Genomic DNA, 16,906 nt, shown 5'->3' with positions numbered 1-16,906 from the left:
TCAGCAGTATAACCTTAAAAATAGGAAGCGGGCACAATGGTATGCCCGCCCCTTATTCACTTTACGTTGTTGATTAGCTGCTTACTTTCGCGATTTTACCTTGTTCAATATAAACAAGCAGAATGGAAATATCAGCTGGGTTAACACCCGAAATACGAGAAGCTTGTGCAATAGAAAGTGGTATAACTTGTTTTAACTTTTGACGTGCTTCTGTTGCTAAACCTGAAATCGCATCGTAATCAATATTCTCAGGAATTTTTTTGTTTTCCATTTTGTGTAGCTTCTCTACCTGTTGTAATGCTTTTTCGATATAGCCTTCATATTTAAGCTGAATTTCAATTTGTTCTTTTACTTCATCCGTAAACTCTATTTCTGCAGGAATTAAAGATGCGATTAACTCATAATGCATTTCAGTACGTTTTAATAAATCTGCGCCACGAATACCATCCTTTAATTCACTACCGCCAACAGAACGAATAACAGATTGGGTTGCTTCATTTGGCTTAATAATGATTTCACGAAGACGTGCAATTTCAGTTTCAATCAGTTCCTTTTTCTCAATGAACTTTGTATATCTTTCTTGTGGAATCATGCCCATTTTGTAAGCCAGCTCTATTAAACGTAAATCGGCATTATCGTGACGTAACAATAGACGATACTCTGCACGGGATGTTAATAAACGATATGGCTCATTTGTCCCTTTTGTCACTAAGTCATCGATCAAAACGCCAATATAGGCATCAGAGCGACTTAAAATTAACTCCTCTTTACCAAGTACATTAGCAGCAGCATTCATTCCCGCCATTAAGCCTTGTGCGGCTGCTTCTTCATAACCAGATGTACCGTTAATTTGACCAGCTGTATATAAGCCTTTAATGCGTTTTGTTTCTAATGTCGGCCATAATTGGGTTGGCACAATTGAATCGTATTCAATGGCATAACCAGCGCGCATCATTTCCGCATTTTCTAAGCCAGGAATAGATTTTAGTAAACGTGTTTGGACATGTTCTGGTAAGCTTGTTGACAAACCTTGAACATACACCTCACGCGTATTACGGCCTTCTGGCTCTAAGAAAATTTGGTGTCGAGGCTTATCATTAAAACGCACAACTTTATCCTCAATAGACGGGCAATAACGTGGCCCTGTCCCTTTAATCATTCCTGAATACATCGGTGAAAGATGTAAATTTGCTTCAATAATTTCATGCGTTTCAGGGCTTGTATAGGTTAACCAGCAAGGTAGCTGGTCCATAATGAACTCAGTTGTTTCAAAACTAAATGCACGTGGAACGTCATCCCCTGGTTGAATCTCTGTTTTGTCATAATCAATTGTACGATTATTTACACGTGGTGGAGTACCTGTTTTGAAACGAACTAGGTCAAAGCCAAGCTCTTTTAAATTATCGGCTAAGCGAATCGAAGGTTGTTGGTTATTAGGACCGCTTGAATACTTCATATCACCAATAATGATTTCACCGCGTAAGAAAGTACCTGTTGTCACAACGACTGTTTTAGCACGATAAACGGCACCAATTTGTGTAATGACTCCTTTAACTTCCCCATCTTCAATAATCAGCTCTTCAACCATTCCTTGATGGATTGTTAAGTTTTCAGTTTCCTCCAACACACGTTTCATCTCTTGTTGGTACAAAACTTTATCCGCTTGTGCGCGCAATGCACGTACTGCTGGACCTTTCCCTGTATTTAACATTCTCATTTGTATATGTGTTTTATCGATAACTTTCCCCATGACGCCACCTAAAGCGTCAATTTCACGTACGACGATTCCTTTGGCAGGGCCACCAATAGATGGATTACATGGCATAAATGCAATCATATCTAAATTGATTGTTAGCATTAATGTGCTAGCGCCCATTTTAGCCGCAGCGTGTGCAGCTTCTGAACCTGCATGACCTGCGCCAATTACAATAACATCAAACGTGCCTGCCTCATATTTTGTTGGCATGCTCGTATCTTCCTTTCTCTTATCAATTTATTTTCCTAAGCAGAACTGTGAAAATAGCTGATTAATTAGGCTTTCTTGTACAGTGTCACCAATGATTTCACCAAGTATTTCCCATGTTCTTGTTACATCGATTTGTACCATATCAACTGGTACACCTTCCTGTGCAGCTGCTATTGCATCTTCAACCGTTGCCTGTGCTTGGTGCAGAAGTGCAATATGTCTTGCATTTGAAACATATGTTAAATCGCCCGCTTCGATTTGTCCTTCAAAGAATAAAGCAGCAATGGCTTCTTCTAGCTCTGTAATGCCTTCTTCCTGTAACAAGGAAGTCGTTACAATACGATGCTCATCAGCTAATTCTTCGACACGTGCTAAATCAATTTTTTGCGGTAAATCTGTTTTATTGACAATAACGATGTAATCCATCGCTTCAATTGTTTTGAATAGACGCTCATCCTCAGCAGTTAATTCATCTGCGTAGTTTAATACAAACAAAATTAAATCTGCTCCACGAAGAGCTTCTCGAGAACGTTCTACTCCAATTCGTTCAACAATATCTTCTGTCTCCCGAATACCTGCCGTATCCACTAAACGAAGTGGAACACCGCGTACATTGACATACTCTTCTATAATATCACGAGTAGTCCCTGCAATATCTGTCACTATGGCCTTATTTTCTTGTACTAAGCTATTTAAAAGAGAAGACTTCCCTACATTTGGACGACCTAAAATAACAGTTGATAAGCCCTCGCGTAAAATTTTTCCTTGAGAAGATGTTTGCAGAAGTTTACTAATTTCATTTCTTACCCATGTACATTTTTCTACTAATACAGGTACTGTCATTTCTTCTACATCATCATACTCCGGATAATCTATATTAACCTCTACTTGTGCCAATGTCTCTAGTAAAGCTTGGCGTAAATCACCAATAAGTCTCGATAATTTTCCATCCATTTGACCCAAAGCAACATTCATCGCACGATCTGTTTTAGCTCTTATCAGATCCATAACCGCTTCAGCCTGAGATAAATCAATACGTCCATTTAAAAACGCTCGTTTTGTGAATTCGCCAGGCTCAGCTAATCTTGCTCCATTCGTTAACGCAAGTTGCAATACACGATTCACTGAAACTAGTCCACCGTGACAATTTATTTCAACTACATCCTCACGTGTAAATGTTTTTGGTCCACGCATCAGTGATAGCATTACTTCCTCTACTACCTCACTTGTTTTAGGATCAACTAAATGACCATAATGAATGGTGTGCGAATCTTTCGTTGTTAAACTTTTCCCACCAGGTGATTTGAATATTTTATCTGCAATTGTCACTGCCTCGTCCCCACTTAAACGAACGATAGCTATGGCACCTTCACCCATAGGTGTGGATATCGCAGCAATTGTATCGAACTCCATTTAATGACCTCCTCAACGTTATCCACATGTGGATAATCGAAACCGACCAATACTTACTAACACCTTAGACTAACATATTTTCAACAAAATCTAAAGTAAGGATCATTTCCAAATGTGGATAATATCAATTTTTTAGGTTATCTTATTTTCGACAAAAATCACTATTCTTTGCCTCACTAAAAAAGGTCATTTTATCACGAAGATAAAATGACCTTTCAATATATAGTGTCTGTATGTTTACAGCAGCAGACTAATTATTATTTACTGGTTCAATCACTAAATAACGATTAGGCTCTGTGCCTTCTGAATACGTTTCAAGATCTAGACGATTTGCTAATTGATTATGAATTATTTTTCGCTCGTAAGACGGCATTGGTTCAAATGCCACACGTTGATTTAAGCGTAATGCTTTATCCGCCATTCGATCTGCAAGTAATTCTAAAGCTTCTTGTCGACGTTCGCGATAGTTTTCTACATCCAATTTCACCATTAAAAACTGCTTGGCGCTTTTATTCAATACGAGTTGCGTCAATTGCTGTAAGGAATTTAGTGTTTGACCACGTTTTCCTATAAGCAGTGCAGCTTTCTCACTTTTTAGTTGAAATAATACATATTTCCCCTCGCGAGTCGTAGCAATATCAAGATCATCAATAGCCAACTGTTCAGCAATACTTTGTAAATAAGCTTTTGCCTCTTCAATTGGGTTTGCCGTGTCTTCTTCCTCATTTTGCTCTTTTACGATTTGTTGAACTTCTTCGATTTCACTTGGTTGTTCAGAAACTTGTGAACTTATTGTTTCAACATCATCTACTACTAATGGTTCGTCTAATTTAGTCGCATTTTGCGGTTCGGCTTTGTCACTTTCAATTGTCGGAACCTGAACTTCCTTTACTGTTACACGTACCTCTGCAGAACGTGCACCAAAACCTAAAAATCCTTTTTTACCTTCTTGTAAAACTTCAACATCTACTTGTTCACGGGTTTTGCCAAGTTTCTGTAACGCCAATGAGATCGCTTCTTGTGTTGTTGCGCCTATTTGCGTAAGTTGTTTCACTTTTTAGCCCCTCCATTTTGAGCAGGTTGTGTTTTATCTTTATTCCAAGGTTTATAAATATACAGGTTTTGGAAAATCGAAATAATATTCCCGATTACCCAATATAGTGATAATGCAGCTGGTAAGGCCATACCAAAACCAATGATCATGAATGGCATAATATACATCATGATTTTCATTTGAGGATTATCCATTGCTGGTCCTGTACGTAATACGATAAATTGCATTAAACCTGCCGTAATTGCTAATGCAGGTGCAGGATCTGCTAACGGGAAGATAAAGAAATTTCCTAAATCAAATGTAGATGTAGCATTCATACGACTAATTGCATGATAGAAACCAATTAAAATTGGCATTTGAATGATTACTGGTAAACACCCTGCTAGTGGGTTTACTCCAGATTCACTCATTAGCTTCATCATTTCTTGCTGATATTGTTGTTGTGTCTGAGCATCCTTAGAAGCATACTTCTTCTGCAGTTCCTTCAATTTTGGTTGAATTTCTTGCATCTTTTTAGAGCTCTTTGTTTGTTTAATCATCAAAGGTAAAATTGCTAAACGAATAATAATCGTTACGGCAATGATCCCCCATGCATACGTACCGAGCAAATCAGCAAAGTATTTTATCGCTGATACCAACGGCCAAACAATGAATTCATTCCAGAAGCCTGTGCTGTCTTTTGAAATTGGTTCATTGAATTCTGTACAACCAGAAAGTAGTAAGGCTACTGATACTAGTGACAAAATTACCCAATGTTGTTTTTTCAACCTTCTTCCCCCTACAATTACTATTCACTTTTTCTTCATTCTATATGCATTTCTTCATTCACTGGCAGTTTCCTACCTCAAGATCTGCCAGCTACTTTATCATGATTTAGCCAGCGTTTGGGACGTCCTCAATAAAGATAAAGTTATCAGTTATTTTATCACGCCTATAACGTTCACTCTACTAAATATTCTAACTACATATACTTATTCCTAAGTTATGTTGCGAATTTTACATATTTTTTTATGAAATCGCACGCTACAAATACCCCTACGCGTATATTCCTCTATTTATAATTGTATGCAAAACCGCTCTATTTCTACTCCATTACTAACAGTACAGGCGTATTTTCACCACTTGCTTGCATACATTACACTTTCTTCATTACCTTTGCGATTTGTAGTACATGCTGCAAACTTTGTTTCACTTCATGAAAATCCATAGTGGCCGCCGGATGTCTGGCGATAATAACATAATCCATATTCGGCTTTAAATCATCCTTTAATTCTTGAATACTTTGTCGAATATAGCGTTTTATTTTGTTGCGTGTTACCGCATTTCCAAGCTTTTTACTAACCGATAAACCTACACGAAATTCTGTTTGCCCTTCTTTTGCTAAAAAATAAACAACAAACTGACGATTAGCGAAAGATTTACCTTTTTTAAACACCTTTTGAAAATCATCATTTTTTTTCACTCTTTGGCGTTTTTTCATTTCTTTCACCTGCTATTAGATAATATCTTTTGATCCTCATTTCTAGGTTTACCAAAAATAAAGAAAAAAAAGACCACTGATGTGGCTCAGTGGACTTATTTTATGCTGATAAAACTTTTCTTCCTTTACGACGACGAGCAGCAAGAACTTTGCGACCGTTTTTCGTGCTCATACGTGCGCGGAAACCGTGAACTTTGCTGTGCTTACGTTTCTTTGGTTGGTAAGTACGTTTCATTTATATAGACACCTCCTGATATGAGTTGAATTTTTCAACATACAGACTCGAATATTATATAAAGTTTCTAGTTATTTTGTCAATGTATTTCATAAATTTCTTTTAACCAGCTAATCTATGTATCAAAATCAATCTATTGCATCTTCCCTCATTGGGCGTTTGGATCTTTACTAATTCAAAGATTATTTATTGCATGAACATAAAATATTTATCCACAGAGTACTTGTTTTTTTTACACAGAGTTGTGTATAGTATTTTTTGCATTATTTTTTATCCACAACGATTATCTACAGCTTTTTCACATAAGCAGTGCTTGTGGACAACTCTAAAGTGCATAACTACAAGCTATGTGGATAAGTTTCATAAACTATTGAAATAGCTTTGTTTTTCTGATACGATTACTGTGCTTCACTTTGTTGAAAACTGAAATGAACATTTTAATTATCCACAACTGTTAATATGCTGTGGATAATTTTTATCACAGCCTTTGGTTAACTTTTATCCACAGCTTGTGATTATGTGGACGAGTTGTAATATGAACGTATTTACCATTTCTATAAATGCGATTTTTTTTTATGTATTGAACACTGTAAAGGAGATTAGCAGCTTGGAACATTTAGAAGAACTATGGAATAATGTCCTGGCTCAAGTTGAACAAAAAATTTCTAAACCAAGCTTCGAAACGTGGCTAAAGTCTACAAAACTACTATCTTATAATGGTAGTGGTTCCACTGTGACAATAGCTGCGCCTAATTCGTTTGCTCGAGACTGGCTTGAGAATCATTATATTCATTTGATTACAGGTATATTAACGGAGCTTACAGGCGAAGACTTGCTTATTAAATTTGTTGTTCAAAAAAACCAGGATTCGGACGATTTCGATTTGCCGGCGCCGATTATCCAAGCGAAAAATAACGATCACCATGATATTTCACCAGGTATGTTAAATCCGAAATATACTTTTGATACGTTTGTTATTGGCTCTGGTAACCGCTTTGCACACGCTGCCTCGTTAGCTGTCGCTGAAGCCCCTGCAAAGGCATATAATCCTTTCTTTATTTATGGGGGAGTTGGGCTAGGTAAAACACACTTAATGCATGCGATTGGCCATTATGTTTTAGAACATAATCCAAATGCAAAAGTAGTCTACTTATCATCCGAGAAATTTACAAATGAATTTATTAACTCTATTCGTGATAACAAAGCACTTGATTTTCGCAATAAGTACCGCAACGTGGATGTACTGCTAATTGATGATATTCAATTCCTTGCTGGAAAAGAATCAACTCAAGAAGAATTTTTCCACACTTTTAATACTTTACATGAAGAATCAAAACAAATTGTTATATCCAGTGACCGTCCTCCTAAGGAAATTCCAACATTGGAAGATCGTCTACGTTCACGCTTTGAGTGGGGGTTAATAACTGATATTGCGCCGCCTGATTTGGAAACTCGTATAGCTATCTTGCGCAAAAAAGCAAAAGCAGATGGTCTAGAGGTACCAAATGAAGTAATGCTTTATATTGCGAACCAGATTGACTCCAATATTAGGGAGCTTGAAGGTGCGCTTATTCGCGTCGTCGCCTATTCTTCACTGGTGAACAAAGATATTACGGCAACATTAGCAGCTGAGGCATTAAAAGATATAATCCCAAATTCAAAGCCGCGAGCAGTGACAATACTAGATATTCAAAATGCAGTAGGGGAACATTTTAATATACGTTTAGAAGATTTCTCTGCCAAAAAACGTACAAAATTAATTGCTTTCCCACGTCAAATCGCTATGTATTTATCACGCGAATTAACAGATTTTTCGCTGCCGAAAATTGGCGAAGAATTTGGTGGTCGTGATCATACGACTGTCATCCATGCACACGAAAAAATATCTTCTATGTTGAAAGATGACGTTCAACTACAACAAGATGTTAAACAAATTCGTAGTATGTTAGGTAAGTAATTACTGTGGACAAACCAACTATTTAAACACAAACTTATACACAGTCTATCTACATGTGGATAGACTGATTTTATTCATAAAAATACACTTATCCACAAATCCACAGGGCCTATTACTATATCTTTTTATTTTATATAAATAAATAATATAAATATGTGAGGGAAATAGAATGAAATTTGATATTTTACGTGACCGTTTATTAGAGGGTTTAAATGATGTCATGAAAGCAGTAAGTTCAAAAACAACTATTCCGATTTTAACAGGGATTAAAATTGATGTAACAGAGGAAGGTATCCGCTTAACAGGTAGTGATGCTGATATTACAATTCAAACATTTATTCCAGTAGAGGAAGATGGACAACAAATTATTCACATTACTGAAACAGGATCTATTGTTGTACAAGCACGTATGTTTAATGAAATTGTACGTAAATTACCAACAAACGATGTTGAAATCCAAGTAACACCAGGTTTCCAAACGCATATTCGTTCAGGTAAATCTGAGTTCCATCTAATTGGCTCTGATGCAGCAGAGTACCCATTATTACCAGAATTAACGGAAGATCAAAAATTTACTATTCCGGCTGATCTTTTAAAAACAATTATCCGTGAAACAGTATTTGCTGTTGCCACTTCTGAAAGTAGACCAGTGTTGACAGGTGTAAACTGGCAGATCAAAAACGAAACTTTAATCTGTGTTGCAACAGATAGTCATCGATTAGCAAGACGTAAAGTGCAATTGGAAAATTTGCCAGAAGTTGAACATAGCGTAGTTATTCCAGGGAAAAGTTTAAATGAATTAAATAAAGTACTAGAAGATTCTACAAATCTAGTGCAAATTGTTATTACAAGTCAGCAAGTATTATTTAAAACTGGTGATGTATTATTCTTCTCTCGTTTACTGGAAGGCAATTACCCAGATACAACGCGTTTAATCCCTGAAGAATATCAAACAAATGTAACGATTAACGGTAAAGCTTTATTACAAGCTATCGATCGTGCGTCACTTGTTGCACGAGGAGATCGTAACAATGTTGTACGTTTTGAAATATTAGATAACCAAGCAGTTGAAGTTTCTTCTAATTCTCCGGAGATCGGTAAAGTGCAAGAAGAAATTCCTGTTGAATCATTAGAAGGAGAAAGCTTGAAAATTTCCTTCAGTGCAAAATATATGATGGAAGCTTTAAAAGCAATTGATGGCCAAGATGTAGTTATTCAATTTACAGGAGCGATGAGACCATTTATTTTACGCTCCGTTCACGATGATGCTATTTTACAATTGATTTTACCTGTACGAACTTATTAAGAATTTCATAACTGCTAAGATAGTCGCTATTGTGACTATCTTTTTTTACTTATGGCGTAATTTTAGGTATGATAGAGAGATAGACAGTCTGTATTCGGAGGGAAACACACTATGCAGGACATTAAAATTGATGAGGAGTTCATCACGTTAGGGCAGCTTTTAAAAATCACTGATGCCATTAGTTCAGGTGGCATGGCCAAGTGGTTTTTACAAGAAAATGCTGTATATGTAAATGGAGAAGTAGACGATCGTCGAGGTCGAAAATTACGTGACGGAGACGTTATAAATATTCCAGGATGTGGTCGCTTCCAAATCGTAGGACCAGCTGGACAATAAATTATGTATATTGAGCAAATAAAACTTACAAATTATCGTAACTATGATGCCTTAGCTTTAAACTTTTCTCCAAAAATTAATGTTTTTATTGGTGAAAATGCTCAAGGAAAAACAAATGTTATGGAGTCCATCTATGTTTTAGCAATGGCTAAATCCCATCGAACAACGAACGATAAAGAATTGATACGTTGGGATTCAGACTATGGTAAAATAGAAGGGGCCGTTAAAAAAAGGCATGGTATTTTACCAATCGAACTTACGATTACAAAGAAAGGTAAAAAGGGCAAGATAAATCATATAGAGCAAAGTCGCCTCAGTCATTATATTGGTCAAATGAACGTTGTTATGTTTGCGCCAGAAGACTTGAACGTTGTAAAGGGGAGTCCTCAAATACGCCGACGTTTTATTGATATGGAGATTGGGCAAATTTCGCCTGTCTATTTACATGATTTATTGACCTTTCAAAAAGTTTTAAAACAACGTAACCATTTCTTAAAGATGAATCAAGGCAAGTCCATGTCAAATGATGTGATGTATGAGGTCTACAATGAACAATATATTCATGCAGCTACCCAAATTATTCGTAAAAGATTTCAATTTATGGATTTATTGCAGGAGTGGGCTGAACCTATACACGCAGGCATATCACAAGGCAAGGAAACACTGGTTATAAAATATCGTACGGTAGCTGGTATTGAAAAAGAACACTCTACCAGTGAAATTGAAAATACTTTACATCAAAAATTGATTGAAGCGAGAGAACGTGAATTTGACAGGGGTGTGACACTTGTTGGCCCACACCGTGATGATTTGCAGTTTTTAGTAAATGGCTATGATGTTCAAACTTATGGCTCTCAAGGACAACAACGTACAACTGCATTGTCTTTAAAGCTTGCTGAAATTGAATTAATTAAACAAGAAACAAAAGAAACACCCATACTACTTTTAGATGATGTTTTGTCGGAACTCGATGATTATCGTCAATCGCATTTATTAAATACCATTCAAGGTGAAGTCCAAACCTTTGTAACAACTACAAGTGTGGATGGAATTCATCATGAAACGATGGAACAGGCTCAACTGTTCCACGTGAAACAAGGTGCGATTGAAAAAAGTTAGCCAGGGTAGTTTTTTAGATTACAAAAGAATGGTAATAGTCAGCTCGGTTGACTGTTCATTCATTTACACACAATGATGTTATGAAGGAGTAGATGAAAGCCGTGGCTATAGAGAACGAAGGTTTACAAAACCAAGCTTATGAAGCCGATCAGATACAGGTACTAGAAGGTTTAGAGGCAGTACGTAAAAGACCAGGGATGTATATCGGTTCAACAAGTTCTAAAGGGCTTCACCATTTAGTATGGGAAATTGTTGATAATAGTATCGATGAAGCTCTTGCAGGATTTTGTACTGACATACAAGTAACAATTGAAAAAGAGAACTGGATTCGCGTAGAAGATAACGGTCGAGGTATTCCAGTTAGCATTCAAGAAAAAATGGGTAAGCCAGCTGTTGAAGTTATTATGACAGTTTTACATGCTGGTGGTAAATTTGGCGGTGGAGGCTATAAAGTTTCTGGTGGTCTTCATGGAGTTGGGGCATCAGTGGTGAATGCACTTTCTGTTGAAACAATTGTTCAGGTTCATCGTGAAGGTCATATTCATGAAATTAAGTTTGAACGTGGGAAAACTGTTCAAGAATTAATGGTGATCGGTGAAACAAACCACAATGGTACAACAACGCGATTTAAAGCTGATCCAGAAATTTTTAAAGAAACGACTGTTTATGAATATGATATTTTAGCTCATCGTATTAGAGAATTGGCTTATTTAAATCGTGGTATTAAGATTACGATTGCTGATGAACGAGAAGAAGAGGTTCGTTCAACTACATATCACTATGAAGGTGGTATTCGATCTTATGTTGAGCATTTAAACCAATCTAAAGAGCCAATCCATGATCCAATTGATGTTCTTGGAGAGAAGGATGGCATCTCAGTGGAAATTGCTATGCAATACAATGCTGGATTCTCCTCTAATATTTTTTCATTTGCTAATAATATTAATACGTATGAAGGCGGTACACATGAGTCTGGTTTTAAAACAGCCCTTACACGTGTTATTAACGACTATGCTCGAAAAAATGGATTGCTTAAAGAATCTGATGCCAATCTTACAGGCGAGGATGTACGTGAAGGGTTAACAGCTATTGTTTCTGTTAAACATCCAGATCCACAATTTGAAGGACAAACGAAAACAAAGCTAGGGAATTCAGAAGTAAGTCAAATTACTAATTCATTATTCTCAGATGGCTTTGAACGTTTTATGTTAGAAAATCCAACTGTTGCTCGTAAGGTTGTAGAAAAAGGTTTAATGGCTGCCCGTGCACGTGTAGCTGCGAAAAAGGCACGTGAATTTACTCGTCGTAAAAATGCACTTGAAGTATCAAGCTTACCGGGTAAATTAGCTGACTGTTCTTCTACTATCCCCGCTGATTGTGAAATTTATATTGTTGAGGGTGATTCAGCCGGCGGTTCGGCTAAATCTGGACGTGACCGTCACTTCCAAGCGATTTTGCCTTTACGTGGTAAGATTCTTAACGTTGAGAAAGCCCGACTAGATAAAATTTTATCGAATGCGGAAATTCGTGCAATGATTACAGCATTCGGCACAGGTATTGGTGAAGAGTTTAATTTAGAAAAAGCTCGTTATCATAAAATCATTATCATGACAGATGCCGATGTCGATGGAGCACATATTCGTACATTACTTTTAACATTCTTCTTCCGTTTCCTTCGACCACTTATAGAAGCAGGCTATATTTATATTGCACAGCCACCACTTTATCAAGTGAAACAAGGTAAGCATATTGAGTACTGCTACGATGAAGAAACATTAAAAGAAATTATAGAACGACTACCCAAAATGCCAAAACCAAATGTGCAGCGTTATAAAGGTCTTGGTGAAATGAACGCTGAGCAACTTTGGGAAACAACAATGGATCCAGAGTACCGCACATTATTACAAGTAGAATTAGATGATGCAATTAAAGCTAACCAAGCATTTGAGCGTTTAATGGGCGATGAAGTTGAACCTCGTCGTCAATTTATCGAGGAAAATGCCGTATACGCTAATTTAGATATCTAATTTTTCTTGAGAGGAGGTCTACACTTTGTCAGAACAAGAACGCTCCGGTGTTAAAGGAGTTAATATCACAGAAGAAATTGAAACATCCTTTCTTGATTATGCAATGAGTGTAATTGTATCGCGTGCATTACCTGATGTACGTGATGGATTAAAACCAGTTCATCGTCGTATTTTATATGGGATGCAGGAATTAGGTAACACCGCAGATAAAGCTTACAAAAAATCAGCACGTATTGTTGGGGATGTAATGGGTAAGTACCATCCACATGGTGACTCATCCATTTATGATGCAATGGTACGTATGGCGCAAGATTTTAGTTATCGTTATATGCTTGTTGATGGTCACGGAAACTTTGGCTCTGTTGATGGTGATGGAGCAGCAGCCATGCGTTATACAGAATCACGTATGTCTAAAATAGCTATGGAAATGCTTCGTGATATCAATAAAGATACAATTGACTACACTGATAACTATGATGGATCAGAAAAAGAACCAATTGTTTTACCAAGTCGCTATCCAAACCTTTTAGTGAACGGTGCTGCGGGAATTGCCGTTGGTATGGCAACGAATATTCCTCCTCACCAGTTAGGAGAAACAATTGATGCTGTTATAGCACTTTCTGAAAATCCAGCCATTACTACTGAGGAGTTAATGGATATTATTCCAGGTCCTGATTTCCCTACTGGAGGATTGATTTTAGGGCGTAGTGGTATTCGCAGAGCTTATGAAACTGGACGCGGTTCCATCATTATTCGCGCGAAGGTGGAAATTGAGCAAAAGTCAAATGGTAAGGAGACCATTCTTATTCATGAATTACCTTACCAAGTGAATAAGGCTAAGCTTATTGAAAAAATTGCAGAGCTTGTACGTGATAAAAAAATAGATGGTATTACAAATTTACGTGATGAATCTGACCGTCGCGGTATGCGAGTAGTCATTGAAGTTCGTAAAGATGCCAACGCTAATGTAGTTTTAAATAATTTATATAAACAAACAGCTATGCAATCAAGCTTTGGTATCAATATGCTGTCATTAGTAAATGGTCAACCAAAAGTATTGGGCTTAAAAGAAATGCTTTACCATTATTTAGAGCACCAAAAGGTAATTATTCGTCGTCGTACAGAATTCGAACTTCGAAAGGCTGAAGATCGTGCTCATATTTTAGAAGGCTTACGAATTGCACTCGATCATATTGATGAAATAATTGCCATCATTCGTGGTTCGCGTAGCGGCGAAGAAGCAAAGCCGCAATTAATGGAGCGTTTTAGCTTATCAGAGCGCCAGGCTCAAGCTATTTTAGATATGCGTTTAGTTCGCTTAAGTGGATTAGAACGTGAAAAAATTGAAGCAGAATACCAAGAGCTTCAAATTCTTATTGCGGATTTAAAAGCAATTTTAGCGGATGAAGAAAAAATTGTGGATATTATTCGTACTGAAATTTTAGAGGTGAAAGAACGTTTTAATGATATACGCCGTACTGAGATTACATCTGGTGGTCTAGAAATGATTGAGGATGAGGACTTAATTCCTGTTGAAAACTCAGTTGTTACTTTAACACATAATGGCTATATCAAGCGTTTAGCTGCGAATACATATCGTAGTCAAAAGCGTGGTGGTCGTGGTGTACAAGGAATGGGGACAAACGAAGATGATTTTGTAGAGCATCTAATGAATACCTCTACCCATGATACAATTTTATTCTTTACGTCAAAAGGTAAAGTATTTAGAGCAAAAGGATATGAAATTCCAGAATTCGGTCGTACCGCTAAAGGATTACCAATTGTAAACCTACTCAACATAGATAAAGGTGAAAAAGTAACAGCCATGATTCGCGTTGGATCGTTTGATGAAGATGCTTACTTTATCTTTACGACGAAAACAGGTATTACGAAACGTACACCTGTCTCACAATTTGCTAACATTCGAACAAATGGTTTAATAGCTATTAGCTTACGAGAAGATGATGATCTTATTTCTGTACGTCTAACAGATGGAGATAAGCAAGTGATTATTGGTACACGCGATGGTATGCTCGTTCGTTTCCAAGAAGATGACATTCGTTCTATGGGTCGTACAGCTGGTGGAGTGCGAGGCATTAAGCTACGTGATGGTGACGAAGTAGTAGGCATGGAGATTGTCGAACCAGGGCAAGAAATTTTAGTAGTTACTGAAAAAGGTTACGGTAAACGTACTTCTGAAGATGAATATCGTTTACAAAGTCGCGGTGGTGTAGGTCTGAAAACCATCCAGATTACAGATAAAAATGGACCTATGGTAGCTGTGAAAACAGTTGATGGTTCTGAAGATCTCATGCTTATTACAATCAACGGTATGTTGATCCGTATGGATATCAATGATATTTCATTAATTGGACGTAGTACGCAAGGAGTTCGTTTAATTCGATTAGGAGACGACGAATTAGTTGCGACTGTAGCTAAAGTTGAAAAAGCTGAAGAGTCTCCAGAAGACGAAGAAGATGAAATAGAGGAATAATTTCAACCGATGACGACAGAATTACATGTCGTTCATCGGTTTTTTTTACGTAAATAATGAAAAATAAGTAATTATTTAGAATTCCATGATAAAATGAAGATACCTTATTTGAAGCAAGAAACAGTGGAGAGGTGTTCATTTCGTGGAAACTATATATGTTCCGATTTCAGAGTTAGGCGTTGGTAAAGTAATTTCTGAAGATATTTTTGCTAATACACAGTATCCAATCATTTTTAAAGATACGATGATTTCCTACGTACATTTGCAAGTATTTCATGCGTTTAATATTTTCAACGTCCCCGTTTATAAAAATGGAAACGATACTCGAGTAGAGAAGAAAGAAAATGATGTTGAGGTTGTGATAGAAGAAATACCGACTTTTAGAAAAGTCTATAATAATTCTGTTGAACAATTCAAAAAAGAATTTAAAAATTGGGAAGCCGGAGCAAAAGTAGATATTGCCAAGGCAAGGACAATTATTTTACCTCTAGTAGAGATGGTCCTAGATGATCGTACAATTATATTTGATTTAAATGAGTATTCAAATGCGAAAGACTACTTGTATCACCATTGTGTTGCAACTGGTTTGATTTCCGCAGTGATTGCTCAAAAGCTTGGTTATGATAGAGGGATTACCATTCAAGTTGCAATAGGTGGTTTATTAGCTGATTGTGGTATGGCTAAAGTACACCCACGTATTAGAGATAAGAAGACACCTTTAACAGAGCAAGAGTATGATGAAATTTATAAACATCCAATTTATAGCTATAATATGGTAAAAGATTTAACGATTTTAAAGGAGACAATGAAAGAGGCAATTTTCCAACACCATGAACGTTTAAATGGAAGCGGCTATCCGAAAGGTGAAAAGATCGCTAATATCTCAATTTTTGCTCAAATTATAGCTGTGGCAGATGTCTTTCATGCTATGACATGTGAACGAGTATATAGATCAAAACAATCTTCATTTAAAGTTATAGAAATGATTAATGAATCTGAGTTTGGGAAGTTCGATATTAAAGTAGTACGTGCTTTAATCGATATTGTTGCAGATCTTCCTATAGGTACGATTGTTGAACTGTCTAATTTGGAACGTGGTGAAGTAATGTTTGTAAATAAATTTGCACCAACACGTCCACTCATTAAATTAATCCATTCAGGAGAAATTTTCGATTTAGGAAAAAATCGTAGTTTTTATATTTCACGAATTATAACAAGTCTTTAAAAATATTAGGGCAAACCATATATTATGGCTTGCCATTTTTTGACCCTTAATGCCATTAGTAAAGTATGTGTCCATGTTGAGTATAGTTTGCATCTTCTTTACTAAGTGTCTGGATAGTATATTTTTATAAAATAACAGACAATATTAATCCATTAGGTAGTAGTCTTATTTGCTATGATGGTGTTTAAACGCATTTAATTATCTTGCATTTAAATATTTTCGGAGAAAGTGTTGACATAGTTTTAGAATCTTGATATTATAAATGAGTCGCCAAGAGGTGACAGTGAAATAATG

Annotated in this window: 13 protein-coding genes; 7 read left to right on the top strand and 6 right to left on the bottom strand. The window is 36.6% G+C overall.

Annotated elements, in window-relative coordinates:
• Nucleotides 1–73 precede the first annotated feature (73 nt).
• The 6 genes from mnmG to rpmH all read right to left on the bottom strand — a co-directional run bounded on the left by mnmG (nucleotide 74) and on the right by rpmH (nucleotide 6,148).
• The gene (mnmG, locus tag CRI88_RS16090; RefSeq protein ID WP_036119546.1) at nucleotides 74–1,966 is read right to left on the bottom strand and encodes a tRNA uridine-5-carboxymethylaminomethyl(34) synthesis enzyme MnmG; all 1,893 of its coding nucleotides are present in this window, start codon (nucleotides 1,964–1,966) and stop codon (nucleotides 74–76) included.
• 27 nt (nucleotides 1,967–1,993) lie between these two features.
• Nucleotides 1,994–3,379: a tRNA uridine-5-carboxymethylaminomethyl(34) synthesis GTPase MnmE gene (gene mnmE, locus CRI88_RS16085; RefSeq protein ID WP_036119549.1), complete on the bottom strand. Its 1,386-nt coding sequence runs from the start codon at nucleotides 3,377–3,379 to the stop codon at nucleotides 1,994–1,996.
• A gap of 250 nt (nucleotides 3,380–3,629) precedes the next feature.
• A complete protein-coding gene (gene jag / locus CRI88_RS16080) occupies nucleotides 3,630–4,433 on the bottom strand; it encodes an RNA-binding cell elongation regulator Jag/EloR (RefSeq protein WP_058844070.1) in 804 nt (267 codons plus the stop codon).
• On the bottom strand, nucleotides 4,430–5,200 hold the full coding sequence (gene yidC, locus CRI88_RS16075; protein WP_025115704.1) for a membrane protein insertase YidC: 771 nt from the start codon (nucleotides 5,198–5,200) through the stop codon (nucleotides 4,430–4,432). Before yidC ends, jag begins: the two co-directional genes overlap by 4 nt.
• Before the next feature lie 368 nt (nucleotides 5,201–5,568).
• The gene (gene rnpA / locus CRI88_RS16070) at nucleotides 5,569–5,913 is read right to left on the bottom strand and encodes a ribonuclease P protein component (RefSeq protein WP_036119559.1); all 345 of its coding nucleotides are present in this window, start codon (nucleotides 5,911–5,913) and stop codon (nucleotides 5,569–5,571) included.
• Between the two features lie 100 nt (nucleotides 5,914–6,013).
• A complete protein-coding gene (rpmH, locus tag CRI88_RS16065; protein WP_004233310.1) occupies nucleotides 6,014–6,148 on the bottom strand; it encodes a 50S ribosomal protein L34 in 135 nt (44 codons plus the stop codon).
• A 607-nt stretch (nucleotides 6,149–6,755) separates the two neighbouring features.
• Here rpmH and dnaA point away from each other — a divergent pair.
• The 7 genes from dnaA to CRI88_RS16030 all read left to right on the top strand — a co-directional run bounded on the left by dnaA (nucleotide 6,756) and on the right by CRI88_RS16030 (nucleotide 16,612).
• Nucleotides 6,756–8,105: a chromosomal replication initiator protein DnaA gene (gene dnaA, locus CRI88_RS16060; RefSeq protein WP_036119568.1), complete on the top strand. Its 1,350-nt coding sequence runs from the start codon at nucleotides 6,756–6,758 to the stop codon at nucleotides 8,103–8,105.
• 169 nt (nucleotides 8,106–8,274) lie between these two features.
• Nucleotides 8,275–9,411, top strand: a complete 1,137-nt coding sequence (gene dnaN, locus CRI88_RS16055; protein ID WP_036119570.1) for a DNA polymerase III subunit beta — start codon at nucleotides 8,275–8,277, stop codon at nucleotides 9,409–9,411.
• 111 nt (nucleotides 9,412–9,522) lie between these two features.
• Nucleotides 9,523–9,747, top strand: a complete 225-nt coding sequence (yaaA, locus tag CRI88_RS16050) for a S4 domain-containing protein YaaA (RefSeq protein ID WP_036119572.1) — start codon at nucleotides 9,523–9,525, stop codon at nucleotides 9,745–9,747.
• 3 nt (nucleotides 9,748–9,750) lie between these two features.
• Complete coding sequence (gene recF, locus CRI88_RS16045; RefSeq protein WP_036119574.1) at nucleotides 9,751–10,866, top strand: DNA replication/repair protein RecF; 1,116 nt, start codon at nucleotides 9,751–9,753, stop codon at nucleotides 10,864–10,866.
• Nucleotides 10,867–10,958: 92 nt separating this feature from the next.
• The gene (gyrB, locus tag CRI88_RS16040) at nucleotides 10,959–12,893 is read left to right on the top strand and encodes a DNA topoisomerase (ATP-hydrolyzing) subunit B (RefSeq protein ID WP_051891598.1); all 1,935 of its coding nucleotides are present in this window, start codon (nucleotides 10,959–10,961) and stop codon (nucleotides 12,891–12,893) included.
• Between the two features lie 25 nt (nucleotides 12,894–12,918).
• Nucleotides 12,919–15,387 (top strand): DNA gyrase subunit A, encoded by a 2,469-nt coding sequence (gene gyrA, locus CRI88_RS16035; RefSeq protein WP_089933324.1) that lies wholly within the window; start codon nucleotides 12,919–12,921, stop codon nucleotides 15,385–15,387.
• 142 nt (nucleotides 15,388–15,529) lie between these two features.
• Nucleotides 15,530–16,612, top strand: coding sequence for an HD-GYP domain-containing protein (locus tag CRI88_RS16030; protein ID WP_101966850.1), 1,083 nt, complete (start codon nucleotides 15,530–15,532; stop codon nucleotides 16,610–16,612).
• Nucleotides 16,613–16,906: the final 294 nt, after the last annotated feature.

The organism is Lysinibacillus fusiformis (assembly GCF_002845985.1).
In the GTDB taxonomy this organism is placed as follows: domain Bacteria; phylum Bacillota; class Bacilli; order Bacillales_A; family Planococcaceae; genus Lysinibacillus; species Lysinibacillus fusiformis_D.
Note: the sequence above shows the minus strand (reverse complement) of the source record. Positions and strands in the feature narration are given on the sequence as shown.

Bases quoted from the DNA above. Each gene is read 5' to 3' on its own strand.
- mnmG (WP_036119546.1), bottom strand. From the start codon at position 1,966: ATGCCAACAAAATATGAGGCAGGCACGTTTGATGTTATTGTAATTGGC.
- mnmE (WP_036119549.1), bottom strand. From the start codon at position 3,379: ATGGAGTTCGATACAATTGCTGCGATATCCACACCTATGGGTGAAGGT.
- rnpA (WP_036119559.1), bottom strand. From the start codon at position 5,913: ATGAAAAAACGCCAAAGAGTGAAAAAAAATGATGATTTTCAAAAGGTG.
- rpmH (WP_004233310.1), bottom strand. From the start codon at position 6,148: ATGAAACGTACTTACCAACCAAAGAAACGTAAGCACAGCAAAGTTCAC.
- dnaN (WP_036119570.1), top strand. From the start codon at position 8,275: ATGAAATTTGATATTTTACGTGACCGTTTATTAGAGGGTTTAAATGAT.
- yaaA (WP_036119572.1), top strand. From the start codon at position 9,523: ATGCAGGACATTAAAATTGATGAGGAGTTCATCACGTTAGGGCAGCTT.
- recF (WP_036119574.1), top strand. From the start codon at position 9,751: ATGTATATTGAGCAAATAAAACTTACAAATTATCGTAACTATGATGCC.
- gyrB (WP_051891598.1), top strand. From the start codon at position 10,959: ATGAAAGCCGTGGCTATAGAGAACGAAGGTTTACAAAACCAAGCTTAT.